At 67.0% G+C, this 17,087-nt stretch carries 14 protein-coding genes; 7 read left to right on the top strand and 7 right to left on the bottom strand.

The genetic code is table 11. The features are described 5' to 3' along the window. Positions 1-47 precede the first annotated feature (47 nt). On the bottom strand, positions 48-1,367 hold the full coding sequence (locus BT264_RS16360; protein ID WP_072438773.1) for an MFS transporter: 1,320 nt from the start codon (positions 1,365-1,367) through the stop codon (positions 48-50). A 42-nt stretch (positions 1,368-1,409) separates the two neighbouring features. Further along, positions 1,410-2,594, bottom strand: coding sequence for a M20 aminoacylase family protein (locus tag BT264_RS16355; protein WP_072438771.1), 1,185 nt, complete (start codon positions 2,592-2,594; stop codon positions 1,410-1,412). A gap of 182 nt (positions 2,595-2,776) precedes the next feature. On the opposite strand from BT264_RS16355, the gene BT264_RS16350 reads away from it, so the two are divergent. Together BT264_RS16350 and BT264_RS16345 are read left to right on the top strand one after the other, a co-directional pair. Then, entirely contained in the window at positions 2,777-3,679 is a 903-nt protein-coding gene (locus tag BT264_RS16350) for a LysR substrate-binding domain-containing protein (RefSeq protein ID WP_072438769.1), read from the top strand. Between the two features lie 208 nt (positions 3,680-3,887). Beyond that, positions 3,888-4,208: a pyrimidine/purine nucleoside phosphorylase gene (locus BT264_RS16345; protein WP_006478890.1), complete on the top strand. Its 321-nt coding sequence runs from the start codon at positions 3,888-3,890 to the stop codon at positions 4,206-4,208. 92 nt (positions 4,209-4,300) lie between these two features. Here BT264_RS16345 and BT264_RS16340 read toward each other — a convergent pair whose 3' ends face one another. The 4 genes from BT264_RS16340 to BT264_RS16325 form a co-directional block, all read right to left on the bottom strand. Further along, positions 4,301-4,636, bottom strand: a complete 336-nt coding sequence (locus BT264_RS16340) for a hypothetical protein (protein ID WP_177318374.1) — start codon at positions 4,634-4,636, stop codon at positions 4,301-4,303. A 475-nt stretch (positions 4,637-5,111) separates the two neighbouring features. Next, positions 5,112-6,899, bottom strand: a complete 1,788-nt coding sequence (locus BT264_RS16335) for a chloride channel protein (RefSeq protein ID WP_072438767.1) — start codon at positions 6,897-6,899, stop codon at positions 5,112-5,114. Positions 6,900-6,919: 20 nt separating this feature from the next. Then, positions 6,920-7,333 (bottom strand): MarR family winged helix-turn-helix transcriptional regulator, encoded by a 414-nt coding sequence (locus BT264_RS16330; RefSeq protein ID WP_072438765.1) that lies wholly within the window; start codon positions 7,331-7,333, stop codon positions 6,920-6,922. Positions 7,334-7,445: 112 nt separating this feature from the next. Beyond that, positions 7,446-8,621, bottom strand: coding sequence for an HPP family protein (locus BT264_RS16325; protein ID WP_072438763.1), 1,176 nt, complete (start codon positions 8,619-8,621; stop codon positions 7,446-7,448). A 366-nt stretch (positions 8,622-8,987) separates the two neighbouring features. On the opposite strand from BT264_RS16325, the gene BT264_RS16320 reads away from it, so the two are divergent. The 4 genes from BT264_RS16320 to BT264_RS16305 all read left to right on the top strand — a co-directional run bounded on the left by BT264_RS16320 (position 8,988) and on the right by BT264_RS16305 (position 13,726). Continuing rightward, positions 8,988-9,956, top strand: coding sequence for a LysR family transcriptional regulator (locus tag BT264_RS16320; protein ID WP_072438761.1), 969 nt, complete (start codon positions 8,988-8,990; stop codon positions 9,954-9,956). Positions 9,957-10,236: 280 nt separating this feature from the next. Next, positions 10,237-11,145: a LysR family transcriptional regulator gene (locus tag BT264_RS16315; protein WP_072438759.1), complete on the top strand. Its 909-nt coding sequence runs from the start codon at positions 10,237-10,239 to the stop codon at positions 11,143-11,145. A 653-nt stretch (positions 11,146-11,798) separates the two neighbouring features. Continuing rightward, positions 11,799-12,572, top strand: a complete 774-nt coding sequence (locus BT264_RS16310) for a hypothetical protein (protein ID WP_072438757.1) — start codon at positions 11,799-11,801, stop codon at positions 12,570-12,572. A gap of 20 nt (positions 12,573-12,592) precedes the next feature. Continuing rightward, on the top strand, positions 12,593-13,726 hold the full coding sequence (locus tag BT264_RS16305) for a transporter substrate-binding and LysM peptidoglycan-binding domain-containing protein (protein WP_072438755.1): 1,134 nt from the start codon (positions 12,593-12,595) through the stop codon (positions 13,724-13,726). 92 nt (positions 13,727-13,818) lie between these two features. Here the strand turns inward: BT264_RS16305 and BT264_RS16300 are convergent, their stop codons facing one another. Further along, complete coding sequence (locus tag BT264_RS16300; protein WP_072438753.1) at positions 13,819-14,907, bottom strand: calcium:cation antiporter; 1,089 nt, start codon at positions 14,905-14,907, stop codon at positions 13,819-13,821. Between the two features lie 550 nt (positions 14,908-15,457). On the opposite strand from BT264_RS16300, the gene BT264_RS16290 reads away from it, so the two are divergent. Further along, complete coding sequence (locus tag BT264_RS16290) at positions 15,458-17,029, top strand: 3-hydroxyacyl-CoA dehydrogenase (protein ID WP_072438751.1); 1,572 nt, start codon at positions 15,458-15,460, stop codon at positions 17,027-17,029. The last annotated feature ends 58 nt before the right edge of the window (positions 17,030-17,087 follow it).

Genomic DNA, 17,087 nt, shown 5'->3' with positions numbered 1-17,087 from the left:
CGATGCGCGCGCACCACGTCAATCGCGTGCCGCGCATCGGCCGCCTCTCAATCGAGCGACTTCCCGGCCTTCTCATCCATGCATCGCACCGCGAGCAGCGTCAGCACGCCGCACCCGATCGCATACCACGCAGGCGCGTTCGGATTGCCGGTCGCCGCGATCAGCCAGGTAACGAAGAACTGTGCGAAGCCGCCGAAGATCGCGACACCGACGCTGTACACGAGCGCGCCGCCGGTCGCGCGCACCGCACGCGGGAACAGTTCTCCGAGCATCGCGCCGGTCGCGCCGATATTGATCGCATGCACGATCGACAGCGCCGCGATGATCGACAGCAGCGACGCGGCGCCGGGCCAGCGGTTCAGCGCGATGAACGCCGGGTAGATCGCGGCCATCAGCACGATGCGCGTCCACCAGACGATCCGGTTGCGCCCGTAGACGTCGGACAGGTGGCCGCCGATCGGCGTCACGAGCATCAGGATCGCGCCGGCGACGCAGCCGGCCGTCATCGACAGCCAGGTCGGCAGGTGCAGCACCTGCACGCCGTAGATCGCCATGTAGAACACGATGATGTAGTGGATCGACGTGCCGCCGATCGTCACGCCGAGGCCCGCGAACACGGCCTTGCCGTGATGGCGCAGCACGTCGGCGAGCGGCAGCGACGCGACCGGTTCGTCGTGCGCGGCAGCGGGTGCGGCAGCCGGCACTTCCTCGACGGTCTTGCGCAGCCAATAGCCGATCGGCACGAACAGCGTGCCGATGATGAACGGCACGCGCCAGCCCCAGCTTTCGAGCTGTGCGGCATTCAGCGTCGACGTCAGCGCGACGCCGGTGAGCGCGCCCGCGAGCGCGGCGAGCCCCTGGCTCGCGAACTGGAACGATGCGTAGAAGCCGCGACGATGCTGCGGCGCCTGTTCGAGCAGCAGTGTCGTCGACGCGCCGACTTCGCCGCCCGATGCGAACCCCTGCAGCAGGCGCGCGAGCACCAGCAGCAGCGGCGCGGCGAGACCGATCTGCGCGAAGGTCGGCGCGACCGCGATCGCCGCGGTGCCGAGCGCCATCAGCAGCAGCGTGAGGATCATCGCTTTCTTGCGGCCGGCGCGGTCGGCGTACATGCCGATCACGAGCCCGCCGAGCGGACGCGTGACGAAGCCGACGCCGAAGCTCGCGACCGCGAGCATCAATTGCCCGAACGACGAATGCACGGGAAAGAACAGCTTGCCGATCAGGATGGCGAAGAAGCTGTAGACCGTGAAGTCATAGAACTCGAGCGCGTTGCCGACGGCGGCGGCCGCGATCAGCCGGCGTTTCTTCGCGGCGGCACGTGCATCGGCCGGCGTGCCGGCAAACGGAAGGGCGGACGTTTCCATGGGGTTCCCCCGATAAGCGCGAAACTGCGTGGTGAAGGGCCGTCAGGCCGCGAGCCAGGCTTCGGCGATGCGAACCCAGTAGCTCGCGCCGATCGCGAGAATGTCGTCGTTGAAGTCGTAGCCGGGGTTGTGCACCATGCAACCGCCCTTGCTGCCGATCCCGTTGCCGATGAACGCGTAGCAGCCGGGGCGCGCCTCGAGCATGAACGCGAAATCCTCGCTGCCCATCAGCGGCGCGGCGTCGGTTTCGACCCGCTCGGCGCCGAGCATCCGGCGCGCGATGTCGGCCGCGAATGCGGTCGGCTCCGCGTGATTGACGAGCACCGGGTAGCCGTAGTCGTAATCGACTTCCGCGGTGACGCCGAAGCTTTCCGCCTGGCCTTTCACGAGCGCTTCGATGCGGCGCGCGAGCAGCGCGCGCACGTCGGCGTTCAGCGCGCGCACCGACAGCTTCATCACGACGGTTTCGGGAATGATGTTGAACGTCTCGCCGGCCTGCACGCTGCCGACCGTGATCACGGCCGCATGCTGCGCGTCGACCTCGCGCGCGACGATCGTCTGCAGCGCGACCATGATGCTGCCCGCGGCCGACATCGGATCGCGCGCGAAATGCGGCATCGCGCCGTGCCCGCCGACGCCGCGCAGCGTGATCGTCACGCGGTCGGCCGACGCCATCGCGGCGCCGGTGCGGAAGGCCATGTCGCCGGCCGCGCGGCCCGGCATGTTGTGGATCGCGAAGATCGCGTCGCACGGGAAGCGGTCGAACAGGCCGTCGTCCATCATCGCCTTCGCGCCGCCGAAGTTTTCCTCGGCCGGCTGGAAGATCAGGTTCAGCGTGCCGGAGAACTGGCGCGTCGCCGCGAGGTGGCGCGCCGCGCACAACAGCATTGCGGTGTGGCCGTCGTGGCCGCAAGCGTGCATCTTGTTCGCATGGCGGCTCGCGTACGGCAGGCCCGTGGCTTCCGCGAGCGGCAGCGCGTCCATGTCGGCGCGCAGGCCGACCGTGCGCGTGCCTTGTCCTTCGCGCAGCACGCCGACGACGCCCGTTTTGCCGATGCCGCGATGCACTTCGTAACCCCAGCCGGTGAGCAGCTCGGCGACGAGATCGCTCGTGAGCGTCTCTTCGAACGCGAGTTCGGGATGAGCGTGGATGCGGCGGCGCACCTCGACCAGCTCGGGGGCGATCGCGGCGATGCCGGGGATGACGGGGTTCACGGCTTGCAACATGGTGTCTCCTGTGGGGCCGGTGGGGCGTTTGACGCGCATATGACGTGCAAGCATATAAATTTCTTTTGCGCACCAGAAGCTGCTAAATTGCTTTGGTGCTCACCACCGGTTGCCGCTCGGGAATACCCTGAACCGGCACGCACGGCCACGCACAGGGTTTCCACGGATCACGCATCGCCGCCATGAAATACCATCAGTTGAAAGCGTTCGTCACCGTCGCGGAAGAGGGGAGCATCCGCGCGGCCGCGCGGCGCCTGAACGTGTCTCCGGCGGCGCTGACGAAGGCGGTCAAGGAACTGGAGATCGCGCTCGGCGTGTCGCTCGTCGTGCGCACCGCGCGCGGCGTGCAACTCACCGCATTCGGCCAGCAATTGCAGGTGCGCGCGCGGCTGATCGTCGCCGAAATGCAGCGCGCTCGCGACGACATCGAGCAGGCGCAGGGGGCGACGACGGGCTCCGTCGCGGCGGCGATCACGCCGGCCGCCGCGGTGACGATCCTGCCTGATGCGTTTCGCGCGTTCCGGCGCCGCTTTCCGGTGGCGCGCGTCAACCTGATCGAAGGGTTTCCGGGCGTGGCGTTGCCGCGCCTGCACGACGGCTCGCTCGATTTTGCGGTGGCTGTCGTCGTGCCCGAATTGCTGGCGGCCGAGTTCGATCATGCGGAGCTTTATGCGAGCCGTTCGCTGATCGTCGCGCGCAACGAGCATCCGCTCGCGTCGGCCACGTCGCTCGCCGATCTCGTCGAGGCCGACTGGCTGATGAATCCGTCGCCGGAAAGCTCGACGCAGGCGCTGTTCAATTCGTTCGTCGCGCATGGGTTGCCGGTGCCGGCGCGCATCGTCGAATGCCCGAGCTTCGGGCTCGCGCACAGCCTGATGACGGGTTGCGACCTGATCGCGTCGATGCCCGAGCAGCTGCTTCAGGGCGAGTGGGCACGCGATCGGTTGACGGTGCTGCCGATTCGCGAGCGTTTGCCGGCCGTGTCGGTGCAGGTCGTCACGCGCCGCGACAGCCCGCTGACGCCGGCCGCGGCGATGCTGCTCGATTGCCTGCGCGATTCGGCGCGACGCAAGGGGCTGCGGTGAGCCGGTATCTCGGGCAGCGACCGTCATTGCATAGTCATCCTGACGATCCGGTGCGCCGCGCTGTCGTCGTTTGAAGGGCACCACGCTTGCCCGGCGGGCGCGCAGTTCCGGCGCATGCCGCGCGAGCCGGTATCATAGCGGCCGGCCCGCCGCTCCGGCCGGCTTCCAACAACATCGCCATCCGGCATCCAGCAAGCAGAGGCATCACATGACCAGTGCAACCCAATTCGACAACGTATCGGTCGTCAAGCGCGCGAACGTCTATTTCGACGGCAAGTGCGTGTCGCATACCGTGCTCTTCCCGGACGGCACGCGCAAGACGCTCGGCGTGATCCTGCCGTGCGCGCTCAACTTCGGTACGGACGCGCCCGAATTGATGGAAGTGCAGGCCGGCAAGTGCCGCGTGAAGCTCGACGGCAGCAGCGAATGGCAGACCTACGGCGCCGGCGAATCGTTCTCGGTGCCGGGCAAGAGCCGCTTCGACATCGAAGTGCTCGAGACGCTCGACTACGTCTGCAGCTACCTGTAAGCGCGGGCGACACAAAAAGAAAAGCCCCGCCGAAGCGGGGCTTGTCGCAAGCGGATGGCGCAAGGCCATCCGGAGCGCCTGTTCTCGTCTCGTTACAGGCAGGCGTTGATGTCGCCGGCCGACGACGCATCGCCGCCGCGGAAACCGACCCAGGTCTTCCCGTTTGCGGCGTTGGCCGGGCGCACCACGGCAGCGGCGCCGTTCGGCGGTTGCTGGCCCGGTGCATAAACTGCCATCGCGAGGCCGTTCGCCAGTTCATACTGCGACGTCACCTGTTGCTGCGACTTGTCGGCCCAGGTCTTCGCGATGCACTGCGCCACCTGGTCAGCGGGTTTCTGGCTTTGTCCCACGTTCTGCAGGGCAGAATCGGCTGCATGAGCAGAAAATGCCACGGTCAATGCGATGAGCGGTAAGTATTTCACGTTCACGTTATCTCCCTCGAGTCGTGATTGATTGAGTGGGATGCGCAGCAGTACTGCGTACTAATGAGATCGCAGCGGACAAGCACGGTTCCGGCTATTCCGAAACAAGTTGTTAACGCGCTTGCCAAACGGCAGCTACGGTGCTGTGCACTCTGCTGCGGCGCGGCATGCATCGTGTGCGGCCCGTCGATGGACGGGCGATGCTGCAACGACGTCATGCGTTGCCCGGTCGGCGCGCTGCCCGGTCGTGTGGTGACGTGACGGTCGCGGCGAGCGGCATGTGTCTGCATGCCGTGCCGCGACTCTTTATCTGATCGCGAAGTGGAATGGCTGATTATGGTGGCCCCGTCGCATGGGTACCATGATGACAAACTTTCGTCGGTTGGATTGTTAACCAACTTTAAACGCGGGAAGCAAGCGCTTTCCAATGGAACATGAGCCTGGGCGAGGGCGCGTTGCACGCCCTCGCATGCTGGACGCGTCAGCCGGCCTTGCGCGTGCCGATGTCGCGCAGGTTGGCCGGGACGATCGGACGGAAGCGCTCGCGCTTCTGTTCGTCGTCGAAGTGCTGGAGCGCGGGCTTGATCAGGTCGCTGCGCGACACGATGCCCGTGATGCGCAGCGATTGCTCGTCGTCTACGACCGGCAGGCGTTCGAAGCCGAGCATCGCGAGGCGCGATGCGACGACGCGGCACGTTTCGTGCGCAAGCGCGACGGCGGGCACGCGGTTGGCGAACGCGGCCGAGATCGGCGTGTCGACCGCGGCGTGTGCGCGCTGCGCGTCGAGCGTCGCGCGATCGACGAGGCCGAGCAGGCGGCCGTTCTGCACGACCGGGTACGCGCGATGCGTCTGCTTCGCACCGAAGTACTGCGTGTCGACCGCATCGAGCGTCGCCGCGCCGTCGATCGCGACGAGCCGGTCGGCGGACGTCATCACTTCGCCGATATCATGCCGCTCGAGCGGATCGACGCCGTATTCGCGGTAGATGTGATAGCCGCGGCGCGCGATCTTTTCCGTCATGATCGAGCGCTTCATCACGACGGTCGCGAAGCCGTGCGCGACGAGCGTCGCCGCGAGCAGCGGCAGCAGCGCGTTGGCGTCGTGCGTGAGGCCGAACGCGAACACGATCGCGGTCAGCGGTGCGCCCAGCGTCGCACCGAGTGTCGCAGCCATGCACACGAGCGGCCACAGTGCCGGGTCGCCGCCAGGCAGCACCGGCGACAGCACGGTGCCGAGGCCGGCGCCGAGCATCAGCAGCGGGGCGAGCACACCGCCCGACGTACCCGAGCCGAGTGCGATCACCCACATCACGGCCTTCACGATCAGCAGCGCGAGCGCGATCTTCAGCGCGATGTGCTGGTGCAGCAGGTCGCCGATCACGTCGTAGCCGACGCCGAGCGCGCGCGGTTCGAGCCAGCCGCCGATGCCGATCACGATCGCGCCGAGTGCTGGCCACCACATCCAGTGCACGGGCAGCTTCGCGAAGGTGTCCTCGACGCGGTACAGCGCGGCCGACAGGCCGCAGGCGAGCATGCCCGACAGCAGGCCCGCGACGATGCACGACAGCAGCGCGACCGGTGTCGGCGCGGCCGTGGCGAGCGGAAACAGTGGATCGACGCCGAAGAACAGCGCGCGTGCGAAACCGGCCACCGCGCACGCGAGCGCAACCGGCAGGAAACTGCGCGGACGCCATTCGAACAGCAGCAGCTCGACCGCGAGCAGCACGGCGGCGACCGGCGTGCCGAACACGGCCGTCATGCCGGCGGCCGCACCGGCGACGAGCAGCGTCTTGCGCTCGGCCGCGGTCACGTGCACGCACTGCGCGATCAGCGAGCCGAGCGCGCCGCCCGTCATGATGATCGGGCCTTCGGCGCCGAACGGGCCGCCGCTGCCGATCACGACGCCGGACGACAGCGGCTTGAGGATCGCGACCTTCGGCGACATGCGGCTCTTGCCGAACAGGATCGCCTCGATCGCTTCCGGAATGCCGTGGCCGCGAATCTTTTCCGAACCGAAGCGCGCCATCATCCCGACGATCAACCCGCCGATCACCGGCACGACGATCACCCATGCGCCGAGCGCGTTGTTCGCCGGAGAGCGGTCGGCGAACGAGAACTGCTGGAAGAAGAACAGGTTCGTGAACAGGCGGATCAGACTCAACAGCACGAACGCGGCGAGCGTGCTGAGCAGGCCGATCCCGGCGGCAAGCAACGCGATCCTGGGCAGGCGTTCGTTGGTCGAGAAATCGCGTTTGTGCGGTGCGTTCATCGGAGTGGTAAAAGCGAGGGTCAGTAATCGATCTGGGGAACCTGGAACGTGCCCTTGAGCGACTTCAGCTCGGCGCGATGCATCGCCGCGAGGCGGGCGAGCAGCGTCTCGCCGGCTTGTTCGAGATGGACCTCGACTTGCCGGCGGTCGGCTTCGCTCGTCTTGCGCTTCACGAGCCCGAGCGCTTCGCAGCGCGTCACCAGCGCGACGACGCCGTGATGCTGCGCCTGCAGGCGTTCCGCGAGCTCGCCGATGGTTGCCCATTCGCGATGCGGATAACCCTTGATGTGCAGCAGCAGCAGGTATTGCAGCGGCGTCACGCCTTCGCTTTGCGCGGCGCGTTCGGAGAAGCGCTCGAAGCGGCGCATCTGGTAGCGGAACTCGGACAGTTGCTGGAAATCGCTTTTGTTCAGTGCGCGTCTGGTATCGTTCATCGAGGGCTGGCAGTCGGTTTCGGAACCGGAGAATATATCACGACATGATATAAATGGCCGAGCTAAAGCGAAATTAATGCATTCCTCGTTGCGTCGTTGCGTTGCGCTTGCGTCAAGCAGCCTCGAGCATCTGCGTCTGCCGGTAGAGGCCCGTGACGAGATCCGTCTGCGTAATGATCCCGACGAGCCGGCGCGACGCATCGACGACCGGAATATGGTGATGGCCCGAATGCGTGAACAGCGGCACGAGCACGGTGATCGGCATCGTTTCCGGCACGAACGCAACGTCGCGCGTCATCACCGACGCGACGCTCGCGGGCTGGCCGCCGAACGATTGCGGCAGCCGTGCGGACAGGCGTTGCCACAGCGGGGTTGGGCGGCACAACTGGCGCGTGAGGTCGGCGCGCGTGACGATGCCAATCAGGCGGCCCCCGCCGTCGACGACGGGCAGCGCCTTCACGCGGTGACGGTCGAGCAGCGTGAGCGCAGCCTTGACCGACGTCGACGGCGCGACCTCGATTGCGTTCTTCGTCATCAGGTCGGCGCACTTGAACTGGCCGAACGTGCGCGTATAGGCCTGCATCTCGGTTTCGCGCAGCAGCGTTTCAAGATCGTCCGGATCGACGTCGAGCCATTCGCCGCGACGCTTCAGCACCGCGTCGAGGTCGCCGCGCGTGAAGCCGCCGCGCGCCGGTGCGGCGCCGCCTGTCTGCGGTTTCGCTTCGGCGCGCGCGCCGCCATGCGGGTAGCGATGCCCGGTCAGCGCGTGATACGCGAGCGCGGCCGACAGCAGGATCGCCGATTGCAGTGCGATCGGCTCCAGCACGAAACTGAATCCGAGCGAATGGATTGCCGGGCCGCCGACCACGGCCGTGAGCGCGACGGCGCCCGACGGCGGGTGCACGCAGCGCAGCGCGAACATGCCGCCGATCGCGCATGCGATCGCGACCGCGGCGGCCGTAATCGGATCGGCGATCCATTGCGCGCACGCGACCCCGACCGTCGCCGCGACGAGATTGCCGCCGATGATCGACCACGGTTGCGCGAGCGGACTCGCCGGCACCGCGAACAGCAGCACGGCCGATGCCCCCATCGGCGCGACGAGCAGCGGCACGAGGCCCGGTACGCCGGGCAGCCACCGCATCGTGACGCCGACCGTCGCGATGCCGACGAGCGCGCCCGCGCACGAACGCAGTCGCTCGCGCCAGCCGAGCGACATCGGATGGGGAATGAAACTGTGCAGCCATTGGCGCAACGTGCGGCGCGACGAAGATGAGCCTGACGACATGGACGGGTAAGCGGTAAAAATGACAGCGCGGGTACGTGCGGCGACAAGGGCGGAATTGTATCGTGTTGTGATGTAAATTGTCGCGCTCCATCAAGCCGTTACACGCGCACGACGCATGCGCCTTGCATGAACCTTTCATCAGACGAAAGTTTGGGCTGCTGGCAATAGCGCAAATTTGTCTGCGGCGGCGTACAATTCCGGCCACTGAATCCCTGACATACCAGAACCACGTACGCGATGCCCGCTCTCCCGCCTTTCTCCCGGCACGGTGATCATCGATTCGGCATGGTTCGCGGCCGCACTCCGTTCCCCACCTGACGCGAGCGCCGTCGACGCCTCCCCACTGACTCTCCCCAAGCCAATTCAATGGACATGCTCGAAAACATGCGCCTGTTCGTGCGCGTTGTCGAAGCCGGCAGTTTTACGGCGGTCGCGAAGGAAATCGACGCGACCACCGCGCAGGTGTCGCGCGCGGTATCGAACCTCGAAGCGCACGTACAGACGCGCCTGCTGCATCGCACGACGCGCCATCTCGGCCTTACCGAAAGCGGCGAACGTTATTTCGAGCGCGCGAAATCGATCCTCGCGGAAATCGACTACGCGAACGCGGAGGCGCGTAACGCACTGCTGCGGCCGAGCGGCAAGATGCGCATCCATGCGATGACGGGGCTCGGGCAGAGTCATGTCGTGTCGTCGATCGTCCGCTACCAGGAGGACAACCCCGACGTGTCGGTCGAGTTGACGCTCGCGCAGCGGATGCCGAATCTCGTCGAGGAAGGCTACGACGTGTCGATCGTGACGGCGTCGCAGTTGCCCGATTCGGGTTACGTCGCGCAGACCTGCGGCACGAGTTGCAGCGTGCTCGTCGCGTCGCGCGAATACCTGGCGCGGCACGGCACGCCGCAGTCGCCCGACGATTTGCCGAACCACGTGTGCCTGCGCCTCGATACGCCGGCATCGCCGGCCGGCGAATGGCGGCTCGAGCGCAACGATGGCGAGGAGACTGTCTACGCGCTGCAGCCGGCGCCGTTCCAGGTCAACGTGCCGGACGCGCTGTGCGTCGCGGTGCGCGCCGGGCGCGGGATCGCGTGCGTCGCACTGTATACGGTGCTCGACGACATCCGCGCAGGGCGGCTGATCCGCGTGCTGCCCGCGTACCGGCTGCAGACGGTGAGCGTGTACGCCGTCTACGCGACGCGCCGTTATCTCGACGCGAAGATCCGCACGTTCCTCGATCACCTGCGCACGACGCTCACGCCAGCGCTGGAGAACGACCTGCGCGAACTCGACCGTCTGACGGTCGAGCAGATGCCGGGCGGCCGCAAGCGCGCGTGACGGCGCGGCCCGCCGACCGAACCGCGTGCGCCGTGGCGACGCTCATGCGCCCGGAGGCGTGATGCGGATCCGCTCGAACCCGCCCGCGAGCCACGGCGAGCCACGTATACGCAGCGATGCCGATCAGCCCGTGCGCGGCGACGAACCGCAATGCGCCGACGAGTCATGAAGGTCTCGGTCGTCGTGCACGGCGCGGGCCGCGCATCAGGTGCAACCGAGCATGGAAATCGTATCGATATCGGTCTAACCTCGAAAGACCATCGATCGATACAAAATCTGGATGATTGAACTGCACCAGCTTCGCTGCTTCGTCGCGGTGGCCGAGGAGCTTCATTTCGGCCGCGCGGCCAGACGGCTCTTCATGACGCAACCGCCGCTCAGCCGGCAGATCCAGTTGCTCGAGCACGCGCTCGGCATCGCGCTGCTCGAACGCAGCAGTCGGCAGGTGAGCCTGACCGCGGCCGGCGAACGCTTCCTGCGCGACGCGCGGCACATCCTCGAATTCTCCGCGCGGGCCGAGCAGGCCGCGCAGCGCGTCGCGCACGGCGGGGCCGGCCGCATCACGCTCGGCTTCACGGCCGTCAGCGCGTACCGGATGATCCCGATGCTGCTGGCGCACGCCGCGCACGCGCTGCCGGACGTCGACGTCGAATTGCGCGAGATGGTGTCGACCGTGCAGATCGACGCGCTCGCGTCGCGGATGCTCGACGCGGGTTTCGTGCGCCAGCGCGCCGCGCGCCAGCCGCTCGAATACCGGCTCGTGCAGCGCGAACCGATGCTGGTCGCGGTCGCGCAAGGCGCGCCGCTCGCCGCGTGCGAGCGCATCGGCCCCGACGATCTCGACCGGCAGCCGTTCATCGCGTATTCGCCGAACGAGGGGAAGTATTTCCACGACATGATCTCCGGCCTGTTCGCGAACGCAGGCAGGCTGCCGAACTACCTGCATTACGTCGGGCAGACGCATACGATCCTCGGCCTCGTGCGTGCGGGGCTCGGCGCGGCGCTCGTACCGGCGTCGGCGCGCGAGCTGCATGTGGACGGCGTGGTGTTCCGGCCGCTTGCGGGCGTCGACGTGGCGGCCGAGTTGTATCTCGCGTGGCGGGCGGACAACGACAACCCGGCGTTGCCCGTGTTCAACGCGATGGTCGAGCGGTTTCTCGCACAGGAGCAGGGCGGCGCGGCGGCATAGCACGTTCGTGCCGTGTCACAAGCTTTCAATCCGGAAGCTTGCGGTGCTGCAATGGCAAGCAATCCTGATCGAGCGCGGCCGGCTGGCGTCGTGCGAATCCTTACCGTCACGAAAGCTGCCTCGATGCCAGCGTTTCAACGGCAGAACCAGGCGGTTTGCTGCACCGCGACAACCGCTTGACGCTGCATGCCGGTCGGCGCACGATACGCCAGTGCATTTGGAGCGGGACGCGCCGGCCGCGCGGTTCCTGCACCCGCGATACGCAAAAAAGAACAACGATGAGCCTTTACGCACTCGTACCGGAATCCCGGCGCCGCTTCTGTCGGCCCGCTGGAACAGCGATTCTCCCGACGCCCGTCGCGTCACGTATCCGTCATCCCGTTTCGTACCGTGCGTCGGTACACTTCCCCGTCCGCGCGCTGGCCGCGTCGATGAGCGGTGCCGCCCGCACCATCGGGCCGCAGCCTGCCGCTCCCGATCTCCGCATCCTGAACGGCGTCTATACCGGCGTCTCGTGACGCCCGCCGGCGGCTGTCCTTGCATTGCGCCGCCGGTTTCCCGATCGTCCGGCGGCACCGGAGTCCGAAGCATTTCGAGTGAGCTTGAAGAAGCAAACGCACGCAGTTCCGTTCGAGATTCAAGGAGAAGAACTCATGTCGCAGCTTTCGAATGAAGCAAACGGCAGTTCGGGGAGTGGCAAGGCAAAACTGATCAAGTGGGCGATCATCATCGCCGGCGTCGCGATTGCGGCACCGGCCGCGCTATTCGTACTGAAGGGGATGGTCGCGCTGATCACGGCGGCCGTCATCGGCCTCGGCGCGATCTATTTCGCGCCGGTCGTCGCGATGAAGTTCGCGAACCAGAAGGTGAAGATGATCGTCGAGGAGGCGCAGTCGAATCCGATCGAGACGCTGATCAACCAGCTCGCGGAAAAGCGCCAGGCGGCTCAGAAATTCGCGGACAGCATCACCGCGTTCCGCACCGAGGTGAAGAACTTCGAGAACAAGACGGAACTGTTCGAGAAGCAGTATCCGGACGATGCGCCGCGCTTCCGGTCGCAGCTCGACACGATGAAGCAGCTGCTCGCGTTTCGCGAAGGCCGCTACAAGCAGGTGCAGGCCGAGCTGAAGAATTTCGCGACGGCGATCGACCGCGCGAAGGCGATGTGGGACATGTCGCAGGCCGCGCAGCAGATGAACAAACTCGCGGGCCGGCAGACGGCCGACACGTTCGAGCAGATCAAGACCGACGTGGCCGTCGATTCGGTGATGCGCTCGGTCAACAAGGCGTTCTCCGAAATGGAGACGTCGCTGATGGATAACCCCGAGGTCAAGCAGGCGCAGCAGCAGGCGTTGAACGGCGGCCACGTGCCCGTTCCCGGCCCCGATGCGGCGAATCCCGCTGTGCTGCCGTCGAAACAACAATAACTTCCTGCAGGCACGCAACCATGAAAAAACTTCTCGGCGCAATCGCGTTTCTGGTGGTGCTCGTCGGCGTATGGATCGTGCATCAGGGCGGCCTGTCGACACTGATTCCCGCGCATGACGCGGCCCCGGCCTCGACGTCCGCACAGGCGGGCGACACTGGCCGGCCCGCGCAGCCGTCGCCGTCGGCCAACGTGCTGCCGGCCGGCTTCACGCCGCAGGCCAGCACGCTGAAATCGATTGCCGAAAACGGCATCGTGCGGATCTCGGTGCAGAACCCGAGCGAGCCGTTCTTCGGCGAGGACAAGGGCGCGCCGCACGGCTTCAACGTCGAATTCGCGCGGCTGCTGTTCGCGGATCCGTCGTTCTCGCACGGCGGCAAACCGGTTGCCGTCGATACGCGTCACGAGGTCGACACGTACCCGGGCGTGCCGAAGCAACTGCTCGACACGGACGCGAAGGGGAACCACGTCGTCGACGTGGCGATGGACGGGCTGACGTTCCCGGACAACACGCCGGCCGGCGTCGTCTATTCGGTGCCGTACGTCGACGATTTCGGCTACTCGCTGATCGTGCGGCAAGGGTCGGCGATCCGTTCGACCGACGATCTCGCGGGAAAGACGGTCGGCATCCTGAAGGGCGACCCGGACGTGCGCGCGTTTGCCACGCGCCAGTATCCGAACGTCCGGTTCGTCGAGGTCGACGATTCCGATCCGGCGTTCATCGCGAAGAGCATCGATGGTCATGCGGTCGACGCGTTCATCTACGACTATCCGTTCGCGGTCAGTTCGATCAAGAACACCGACCTGAAGTTCGCGGCGACCAAGCTCGACGGCTCGAACATCGCGTACAAGATCGGCGTGCGCGCCGACGACCAGGATCTGCTGATCTACCTGAACGCCGCGATCGCGAAGCTCAAGCAGTCGCCGCAGTATCTCGACCTGCTGCGCAAGTACTTCGTCAGCGACCAGGCGGTGACGACCGCGGCCGCGTCGGGCGAACACACGTATGTGGTAAAGGCGGGCGACACGCTGAACCTGATCGCGGCGAGCAAGCTCGGCAGCGGCCAGCGTTATCGCGAGATCCAGCGCCGCAACAACCTCGCCAATCCGAACCTGATCCTGGCGGGCCAGCACCTCGTGATTCCGGTCCGGTAGCGGCGGCGTGACGTGAACGAAGGTCGGTGAAGGGAAGTAAAAAGACGCGCGGCCCGGCGGAGGCGATCCGCCGGGCCGCGCGCATGTTGGCGTCAGTGAGTGATCGACAGGAACAGGTACGCGGCGAACAGCGACAGGTGCACGACGCCGTGCAGCACCGTCGTGCGCCCCTGGCTGAGCGTCAGCGTGCTGACCAGCAAGGTGAGCGCCAGCAGCACGGTTTCCATCGCGCCGATGCCGAGCGTGAGCGGCTGACCGACCCAGATGAACACGGCCGCGACGGTCGGAATCGTCAACCCGATGCTCGCGAGCGCCGAGCCGAGCGCGAGGTTCATGCTGGTCTGCAGGCGGTTCGCGCGCGCGGCGGTGACGGCCGCGAGCCCTTCCGGCAGCAGCACGAGCGCGGCGATCACGATGCCGACCGCGGCTTCGGGCGCGCCGAGCTTCAGCACGGCGTGCTCGACGGCTGGCGACAGCAGCTTCGCGAGCAGCACGACCGCGACGAGGCTCGCGAACAGCAGCACCATGCTTATCGCCGCGGTGCGGTTGCTCGGCGGCGCCGCGTGCACCGTTTCGTTCGCGCTGTCGTGATCGGCGAGGAAGTAGTCGCGGTGGCGCACGGTCTGCACGAACACGAACACGCCGTACAGCACGAGCGACGACACGCCGGCGAACGCCAGCTGCGATTTCGAGAACTGCGGGCCCGGCACCGCGTTCAGGTAATTCGGCATCACGAGCGACAGCACCGACAGCGAAGCCAGCACCGCGAGCGCCTTGCTCGCGCCGCGCCCCTGGAAGTCCTGTTCGCCGTGCTTCCACGCACCGACCAGCAGGCAGATGCCGACGATGCCGTTGCAGATGATCATCACCGCCGCGAACACGGTGTCGCGCGCGAGGCCAGATTTCTCCGGGCCCGCGCCGAGCATCACCGACACGATCAGCGCGACTTCGATGACGGTCACGGCAACCGCGAGCACGAGCGTGCCGAACGGTTCGCCGACGCGGTGCGCGACGACTTCCGCATGGTGGACGGCGGCGAACACGGCGCCGGCCAGTGCGGCGGCGAACAGCGCGATGACGAGGCCTTCGGCCGGCACGGCGCGCGACAGCGCGAGTACCAGCCATGCGGCAAGCGGGGCCCAGAGGGTCCAGCGCGGGAGCTGGTTGGACGAGAGCGGCATGCAGGGTTTCCTTATGCGAGTGGCGGCGCGCGACGCGCCGTCACGGGGTGACGAAGCCCGGCCGTACTATCCGCCGAACGAGGATGATGAAACCGAAGGGGGGCCGCGCGTAATGGCGCTGCCTCGAGTTCGCCGCGATGAGGCGGCGAGGGGCGCGGGCGGGCTGGAGCCCGTCGCTGGGTGAAACGGTTCGATGCGGCTGGCCGCCGATGGCGGGGTGAATAATCGTGACGGCGCGCCGGCCGGACGCTCGGTTCCGACCCCGGAAGGGCACCGGACGATGGACATCGGTGGCGGCGTGACACGCGGTTTCCCCCTGAAATCCGTCGAGTTGTCGAATTTTATCAGGCGTTTGGGGGCCGCAATCTCATATTCGAACGCTTTCATTGACCTTTCGGTTTACAAAAAGTGCCCCAATTCTTCAATTTTTTGTCTTTGCGGTTTCCGTAACGGTCTCTTGCACGACAAATTCGGGCTCGCCCTGACATAAATCTACCGACCGGTCGGTTTATAATCGCTCGCACTTCCACTTCATGACGGATCGCAAGCGATGGCTGTTTCCTCTGCACATTCGGTGAACTCGGGCGCGCTGGCGCCGTCGGCCATCGTCGGCGTGATCGGCGCCGGCGTGATCGGCGCCGGCGCGATGGGCGCGGGCATTGCACAGGTTGCGGCGGCGGCCGGCCATCCGGTGCTGCTGTACGACCTGAACGAAGCGGCCTGCGACAACGCGCTGGCCGGCATCCGCGCACAGTTCGCGCGGCTCGCGGAGAAGGGCCGGCTCGAACCGGCGCAGGCCGACGCGGCCGGCGACCGGATCCGCGCGGTGCGCGCGCTGGCCGATCTGGCGGGCGCCGCGCTGATCGTCGAGGCGGCGGCCGAACGGCTCGACGTGAAGCGCGACATTTTCGCGACGCTCGAGCGCCATGTCGACGACGCGTGCCTGCTGGCGACCAACACGTCGTCGATCTCGATCACGTCGATTGCGGCCGGGCTGCGCGTACCGCAGCGCGTCGCCGGCCTGCATTTCTTCAACCCGGCGCCGCTGATGGCGCTCGTCGAGGTGGTCAGCGGGCTTGCCACCGCGCCCGACGTTGCGCAGGTCCTGTATGCGACCGCGGCCGCGTGGGGCAAACAACCCGTGATGGCGAAATCGACGCCGGGCTTCATCGTGAACCGCGTCGCGCGGCCGTATTACGCGGAGGCGTTGCGCGTGCTGAACGAGCAGGGCGGCGCGCCGGCATCGATCGACGCGGTGATGCGCGAGGCCGGCGGCTTCCGGATGGGGCCGTTCGAGCTGATGGACCTGATCGGCCAGGACGTGAACTTCGCGGTGACCGAATCGGTGTTCCGCGCGTATTTCAACGACCCGCGCTACACGCCGTCGCTGATCCAGCAGGAACTCGTGAACGCAGGCTTCCTCGGGCGCAAGTCGGGGCGCGGCTTCTATTCATATGCGGACGGCGCGACGCCGCCCGCGCCCGATCTTGAACCGCAGTGCGATGCGCCGGCGGATGTCACGCTGTACGCGCAGGACGGCCCGGCCGCCGCGCTGCACGCGCGCTTCACCGAACGCGTCGCGCTCGCCCGGCAGGCCGCTGCGCATCCGGACGACCTGCTCGCGACGGCCGGCCGCGCATCGATCGCGCTGACCGACGGCCGCCCGGCCACCGCGCGCGCCGCGCAAACGGGCGTGGCCGATCTCGTGCTCGTCGACCTCGCGCGCGATTACGCGCAGGCCGGGCTCGTCGCGCTGACGCGTGCGCTCCAGTGCGGCGATGCGGCCTTTGCGGACGCGGTCGGCTTGTTCCAGCAGGTGGGCTTTCGCGTCGTCGGCGTGGCCGACGTGCCGGGGATGATCGCGATGCGCACCGTCGCGATGCTCGCGAACGAGGCGGCCGACATGGTGAACCAGGGCGTGTGTTCGCCCGCCGATCTCGATCTCGCGATGGAGAAGGGCGTGAACTACCCGTGCGGCCCGCTCGCGTGGGCCGATGCGATCGGCATTGGCCGCGTGTTTCGCGTGCTGTCGAACCTCGCGGCGAGCTATGGCGAGGACCGCTATCGCGTGTCGCCGCGCATCGCCGCGCTGCATGCGGCCGGCCGCACGTTCCGGTCGTAGCCGCCGGCCCCGGTCACCCCGATTACCCCGAACACGATAACGACATCACTCCATTGGA

The sequence above is a fragment of the Burkholderia sp. NFPP32 genome (genome assembly GCF_900119325.1).
GTDB classification, from domain to species: Bacteria; Pseudomonadota; Gammaproteobacteria; order Burkholderiales; family Burkholderiaceae; genus Burkholderia; species Burkholderia pyrrocinia_C.
This window is presented reverse-complemented; position numbering and strand designations above follow the sequence as displayed.